Origin of the sequence: Leptolyngbya sp. FACHB-711, from assembly GCF_014695615.1 — a bacterium.
Taxonomy (GTDB): Bacteria; Cyanobacteriota; Cyanobacteriia; order Elainellales; family Elainellaceae; genus Leptolyngbya_A.
Genome location: NZ_JACJOR010000087.1, coordinates 1 through 6,555, shown reverse-complemented (window position 1 = coordinate 6,555; position 6,555 = coordinate 1). Strand labels below are relative to the sequence as shown.

Annotated in this window: 7 protein-coding genes; 3 read left to right on the top strand and 4 right to left on the bottom strand. The window is 51.4% G+C overall.

Annotation, left to right across the window (positions count from 1 at the left end; translation table 11 throughout):
* The coding region (gene rppB, locus H6F80_RS02620; RefSeq protein WP_206755026.1) for a two-component system sensor histidine kinase RppB at positions 1-1,116 on the top strand (1,116 nt) is incomplete at its 5' end.
* Between the two features lie 18 nt (positions 1,117-1,134).
* On the opposite strand, the gene H6F80_RS02615 is transcribed toward rppB, so the two are convergent.
* Entirely contained in the window at positions 1,135-2,508 is a 1,374-nt protein-coding gene (locus H6F80_RS02615; RefSeq protein ID WP_190790056.1) for a leucine-rich repeat-containing protein kinase family protein, read from the bottom strand.
* A 419-nt stretch (positions 2,509-2,927) separates the two neighbouring features.
* Between H6F80_RS02615 and H6F80_RS02610 the strand changes: the two genes are divergently transcribed.
* On the top strand, positions 2,928-3,098 hold the full coding sequence (locus H6F80_RS02610) for a hypothetical protein (protein ID WP_190790055.1): 171 nt from the start codon (positions 2,928-2,930) through the stop codon (positions 3,096-3,098).
* A gap of 458 nt (positions 3,099-3,556) precedes the next feature.
* Positions 3,557-4,891, top strand: a complete 1,335-nt coding sequence (locus tag H6F80_RS02605; protein ID WP_190790054.1) for a peptidoglycan-binding domain-containing protein — start codon at positions 3,557-3,559, stop codon at positions 4,889-4,891.
* 68 nt (positions 4,892-4,959) lie between these two features.
* Here H6F80_RS02605 and H6F80_RS02600 read toward each other — a convergent pair whose 3' ends face one another.
* The 3 genes from H6F80_RS02600 to H6F80_RS02590 all read right to left on the bottom strand — a co-directional run.
* Entirely contained in the window at positions 4,960-5,853 is an 894-nt protein-coding gene (locus H6F80_RS02600) for a DMT family transporter (RefSeq protein WP_190790053.1), read from the bottom strand.
* 3 nt (positions 5,854-5,856) lie between these two features.
* Positions 5,857-6,396: a GNAT family N-acetyltransferase gene (locus tag H6F80_RS02595; RefSeq protein WP_190790052.1), complete on the bottom strand. Its 540-nt coding sequence runs from the start codon at positions 6,394-6,396 to the stop codon at positions 5,857-5,859.
* A gap of 12 nt (positions 6,397-6,408) precedes the next feature.
* On the bottom strand, positions 6,409-6,555 hold a 147-nt coding region (locus H6F80_RS02590), incomplete at its 5' end, for a DUF1348 family protein (protein WP_190790051.1).

The window sequence follows — 6,555 nt, the reverse complement described above, 5'->3', positions numbered from 1 at the left end:
CTCGAATCAGAAGCCGCATTGAGTAAAGCAGATATGTTATCCAGGCTAACCGAAGAGCCGTATTGCATTCGCTTCTGGACTAATTCCAGGCAAGTGGTTGGCTATCTCTCCGTGCCGATCGACAATTCAGTTTGTCAAGAACCAAATTTTTGGAAAACGCAACGAGATAGTCAGGGAAGATATTATCATGACTCTTTCTTTCCCTTGCAGACTCGCTACGGGGTTCAGTGGGGTTCGATGCAAATGGCTGGCTCGCTAAGCAGCTTAGATCGCTACCTCATGCGGATTGAAATTGCTTTGGTCGTGATCACTTTATTAGCCATTGGACTGATTGGCTTTGCGAGCTGGTGGCTGGCAGGATTAGCCATGCGTCCTGTACAGCACTCTTATCAGCAGATGGAGCAATTTACAGCTGATGCCGCCCACGAGCTACGGACACCCCTGGCTGCCTTACAGGCGATCGTCCAAACCGCATTACGTTCTGACCAGTTAACCCTGGAAGATTCGAAGGAAGCTTTGCAAATTTTGAGTCGTCAGAGTTATCGCCTGACTAAATTAGTGCAGGATTTGCTGATGCTCACTCAAATGGAGCAACAAGGCTATTTAACTGCCTTTGAGCTTTGCTCTTTGAATGAAATGATTACGGATTTGGTCGATGAGTTTGAAGCATTGGCGATCGCAGCAGAGATTACATTGGTAACAGAAATTGATTCTTCGACAATTCATGTTTTGGCAAATGCAGAGCAACTGTATCGTGCTGTTGCAAACTTGCTCAGTAATGCAATTCACTACACGCCTGCAAAAGGTCAGATTACAATTCAACTCACGACTGAACAATCTCAGGCAGTCATTCGGGTGAAAGATACCGGAATTGGAATTCCTGCTGCTGCACAGCCCTATATTTTCGATCGATTCTATCGAGCGGATCAAGAACGATCGCGGCACAAAGGAGGAACCGGGCTGGGACTAGCAATCACGCGATCGATCGTGCAGGCACATAAAGGAACCATTCGGGTAGAGAGCAAGCTGAATCAGGGCAGTGTCTTTACCATTTCTCTACCGTTTTCCGATATTAAGTCTGGTATTAAGTCTGATATGAAGCCTGATATAAAGTAGGCATGAGTATTCAGTAGCTCATGAACCATTGTTGAAAGCCGCTAAAGCAGCGCAGATTTGGGGCAACAGCGGACGCAGAGCGGGAACCGGGTTCATACAGTCCTGCTGAAGACGACGCAGGTGCTCGATCGCCTTAATCTGGTCGGGATGATCGGGGGCAGGGCGACATCGATCCAGCAAATCTTCGAGCAAGCAGCCAAATGCTCTAACTTCCAGGGAGGGCAGCGATCGACTGAGGAAGCGATCAGCTGGATCATAAAAGCAGGCTGCGCCAAAATCTCCCAACAGACTTTCCCCGGTTTCGTCCACCAGAATATTGTGAGCATAAAGGTCGCCATGCATTATACCCCTGGCATGGAGGTGTGCTGTGGCTGCGGCAATGCCCTGAGCAATCCGAAGAATCACAGGCAAAGTAAACGCCGTGTCAGGCGGATAAGTGTCTCTTGTACAGGTTTCCAGGCTGGGCGGTCCACCCAGGTTTTTGTAGCGCGGCGGGATAAATGAGAACACCAGCCCTGCGCTGTGGGTCGGATGGTGAATCACCTTTCCTAAAACTCGCACCAGATTGGGGTGGGTTCCTGCCGCAATACAGGCACGCATTTCGTCTAGGGGAAACCCATCGCTCGTAATTTCTCCCTTAAACAGCTTGATCGCCACTTCTACGCTCTGATGAACACCAGAATTCCAGGTTCCCTGATAGATAATGCCTGAAGCTCCCTGTCCCAGCGGTTCCCCCAGCATTAAATCTGTCCATTTGATATGAAGCAAATCAGGATTAGACGAATCGAAATCGGGTAAACCAGTGTCAGGCAGCGAAGACAATCGACTTGAATCACAAAACGGATTTCCGGCATAAGCTAGCCAGGATAGCCGGGGCAACGTCGATAGCCAGACGGGCAGTGCAGTGAGCTGGTTTGCTGCCAAACGAATTAGCTCTAGATTTTGACAGTTTGCCAGTTCATCGGGGAGCGATCGCAGCTCGTTTCCGGCAAGCATGAGCTTCTGGAGCCTGGACAATTGACCGATCGAAGCGGGAAGCTGCTGAAGCCGATTATCCGTCAGGATCAGCCAGCGCACCAGCGGCGGCAAGGCATTTTCAGGGAGTGCGGTAATCCGGTTCGACTTAAAGCCCACCATTGAAAGCTGGGGACACTGAGAAAGCACTTCCGGCACTTCTTCAAAATCGTTGTTGCTAAGGAAAACAATTTTCAGTTTCTTCAACTGCCTAAATTCGTCAGGCAATCGCTTCAGATGATTATTTGACAAATCCAAAATCTCTAAAGAATCTGCTAGCTCAAGAATCTCCATTGGAAATTCCGTTAGTTCGGCAGCAAGATTAAGTCTTCGGGTTCCAGCAAGTTGTCCAGTTTGCAGTAAGTCGAGCGTTTTCATTCCTGAAGGGCTTAATAGCGTTAATGTCCCAGCCTGTTATCGCCTTACCCGGTTATAGCCTTACCAGGGAGGATTTGAGAAGTCGAGATCGATGCCTCCCAACCCTCAAGGAGAAGACCGGGGATAAAGGGTGGGGAGATGAGGGGCATGATGAAGGGCATGATAAGGAGCATAAAGTCTGCCAAAGCTGGGAATCAGAAAGGTGGGAATCAGAAAGAGAAATCGTCGGAGCGATCGAGGCGATGTGCAACGTTCACCCCCTGCTCAGATACAACACTTTAAGTATTATTAAGCTTATTTAATGAAGAAAGGTATCTGAACTTATCGCTTGGTTACAATCCAAAAGTCTTCTCCAAAAGGCATAGGTAGAAAGTGGTAGCGTGAACAACAACAGCCACAGATAACCAACCTTTCGAAATATGTACGATAACAACACACAAAAAGACTGGGTCGCTGCCGCAGTAACTGCCGGAATTGGCGCAGGCATTCCTGCCACTTTTGCCGTAAGCCAGGGTCAAAATCCCCTCATCGCTCTAGTGCTTACGGGTTGTGCGATCGTCACTGCTCTCGTGATTGATCACTACTGTTAAGCAGAATTCTGTTCAAAAGACTTCCAGAGCAGACTGTCTCCGGTTCGGTATCTGAGTTATTTTCTTCCTGTCATCTTAGATCATACTTCTTTGCAAATAAGCCAGCTTCTTCGGAGGTTGGCTTTCTGCTTTTAAACCAATTTAGAAGAAATCGCATAGAATAATTTGCTTGAGGCGGCTTATTGGTTACCTTACGCTATTAGTAAAGAAGAAGCGGGAAATTTACCGATTTTCCACTCTACCGCTAGTATTATAGCTGTCACTCGTCGGGTTCTTTTATCCAAGGTGGGGGCTGTGCCTCTGGTCGGGGGTTGCACCCCTGCATCCCGTCTTTAGTCGATCGGTTAAGTCTGTAATCTCTTTCGCTTTATTTCGCGCACTTTCACTAGATTCTGCTCCTGCACTGCTTTTCACGACTCGGTTACTGCATTTCTTGCCTGATCTCAAGGAGGCTTTTCATGACCCATTCCCTGCCTGCTCGTTCGTCTCCTCGTTCCGCGATGCTCAGACTATGCCTGTTTCAACGATCGTCCAAGCCGCAGAAAAGTGATCGATCGACAGCGCGGCGCGTGTTTTTGCTGCTGGCACTGACACTCGGCTTGGGAACAGGAAGTTTTGCAGAGCGAGGTCTGGCTGCTGATCCCACAGCCAGGGGGCAAGTTGCCCCGTTTCACTTGGCACAGGCAGTTCCAGCAGGAGATGGGGTATTGCAGCTCAACGATAGTGGCGATGCAGTTGCCGACCTTCAGCGACAGTTGACGCGGCTCGGATTTTTTAGCGATGAAATTACTGGATTTTTTGGGACTGCGACCCAGGCAGCCGTGAGCCAGTTTCAGCAGGCAAATGGTTTGACCCCCGATGGCATTGCAGGAGCCGCAACGCAGGCAGCATTAGGGCAAGGCAGTTCGGCATCGGAAGCGACTAGCAGCGCACCCCGTGATTTTCTCCAGCTCAACGATTCTGGCGATCAGGTCGCAGAATTGCAGCGTCGGCTGACAGCCCTGGGCTACTACAGCGGCTCTGCTTCTGGCGTGTTTGATGGGGCAACTCAATTTGCCGTAATTAGCTTTCAGCAGGCAAATGGTTTAACTGCCGATGGCGTGGTGGGTGCAGAAACGACGGCGGCACTGCGTCGCGCTGGGGGGCAAGGCTCGTTCTCAGCTGGATCTACTCCGGCTGGATCTGCTCCGGCTGCGCCAACTTCCCCTGCACCAGCGGCGATCGGTTCTTCTGTCGCTCCTGAAGGAAGCTTGCTACGGGTGGGCTCTAACGGGGCGGCGGTAAGTACCCTTCAAACTCAGCTTCAGTCGCTTGGCTTCTACGTGGGAACGATTTCGGGCGTTTTTGATGCCCAGACCGAAGCCGCCGTCACTGCATTTCAACGATCGCGGGGTTTGGTCGCGGATGGCATTGCCGGACCCCAGGTGAATGCCACTTTAAGCAGCGCAACGGGAACCAATCCCTCAGCCGCAACTCAGCCCAACAGTCCGGCTCAAGTGCAATATATCCAGCAGATGCAGCAGGCGCAAATTGCCGCAGAACAAGCCCGCCGCGAGGCAGAGCAAGCCCGTCTGGAAGCCGAAAAAGCGCGTTTGGTCTATCAGCAAAACCTGCAAGAAGGACGCTATAGCACCGTCGAACTGCAAAGACGGCTTCAGTCAAACGGCTACAATCCCGGAGATCTAAGCGGAGTAATGACTCCCACGACCGAAGGTGCGATCGCCGATGCCCAGCGCAGCTATGGATTGAGCGAAAGCGATTTCCTGGGAACGGGAGGAATGCCTTTGTTTTAGAACAGACGATCGCAATCATTGCGCTAAGCATTGCTCCAAGCATTACTCTAAGCGTTAACCAATCCAGGCTAAGCCTTTGAGGCGGCTTTGAACGATCGCCCCGGAACTGCATTCAGGAGCAGTGCCAGCAAAATCAGCACAATGCCGATCGACTCGCTCATTGAGGGGATTTCGCCAAGCTGAGTCCGAGCTGCAAAGACTCCGACGACCGGAACTGCAAGTGTCCCTAAGCTGGCAGCCCCCGTGGGCAGTTGCCGCAGCGCGTAAAACCATAGGAGCCACGCCACTGCACTTCCCGGAATAATGTTGTAAAGCAAGGCAGCCATAAAAGAGCCTGTCCACTGCACCGGGCGATCGGACACCGTGAGCGCAATCAGGATCAGGGGCAGACTGCCGATCAGCATTTGCCATGCGGTAAATGAAACCAGGTCGATCGATCGCCGCTGGGTCAACCGCTTCAGAAAAATTGCGCTCGTTGCCCAGCAAATTCCCGACAAAATGCCCAAGCCTTTACTGAATAAATCGCTGGTGAAACTCAAGGGCAGCAGCACCAGCAGCAGTCCCGCCAGCGCAAAGCCAACACTGAGCCACTGTTTACCGTGCAGCCGCTCTTTAAGAAAAATCCAGGCAAACAGCAACGCCCAAAACGGCATCGTGTAGTTGAGCACCGCAATCTTGCCCGCCCCGCCACCAACCAACGCCCAGTGAATGAGTCCGATCACTCCGGTGGTTTGCAGTAGCCCAAACACGATCGTCTCTGGCAGCACCTCCGGCTTGAGCGATTTTCCCTGCACCCGCAGCACCAAAAACAAACTCATCGCCCCAAAAAACGCTCGCAGCGCGGCAAAGTCAAACGGCGACGCATCCTGAAGCGCGATTTTCATCACGACCCAGTTATAGCCCCAGACGATCGCCAGCGCAACGAGGGCAAAAAATGCGAGATGCCGTTTAGCAAAAGCCATGCGCTATTTCCTGTGTGCGATTCCAGGCAAGCCAATGTCCTGAAAAACCTTTCGATCGTATCGCATGATTTGAACGGGCTGCTGCTGAAATTTTGTTTGGGCGATCGTCTGCCAGCCCTGCCGTCGATACCAGTTCATTAACTCGGTCTGCTCTGTCCATAGATAAACTAAGGGCAATTTGAGCCGATCGGCTTCCTCCAGCGCACGCTGCACCAGCAGACGACCGATCCCCTCCCCCCGTTTTTCAGGAATCACATAGAGCGAAGCAAGCCAGGGCGACCACCCTGCATACTTCGGTGGAGCTTCTGTTTTGCCGTGCATCAGCGTCACTGTGCCAATGAGTTTAGGCTGCGGCGATTCTTCTAGAGCAACGATCGTTAAAGGTAATCGATCGCGATTCAGGTGCGTCTCTAGCTCTGCGGTAAGTTGCGCCTCGGTTTCTGAGGGGTAAAACGAGTGCCATTCCTGATGCAGCCATGCGGCGATCGTCCCAATGAAGTGGGGATAATCAGCCAGGTACGTGAAAAGGAGGGAAGTTTGCAATGATTTTCCTCTTTAGCTTGAACGCTCCCAGCGAAACTTGCGATCGGATTCCTGAATCGGCACATCGTTAATGCTGGCATATCTCCGCATCATCAATCCATTTTCGGCAAATTCCCAATTCTCGTTGCCATAGGAGCGATACCAGAAGCCAGAGTCATC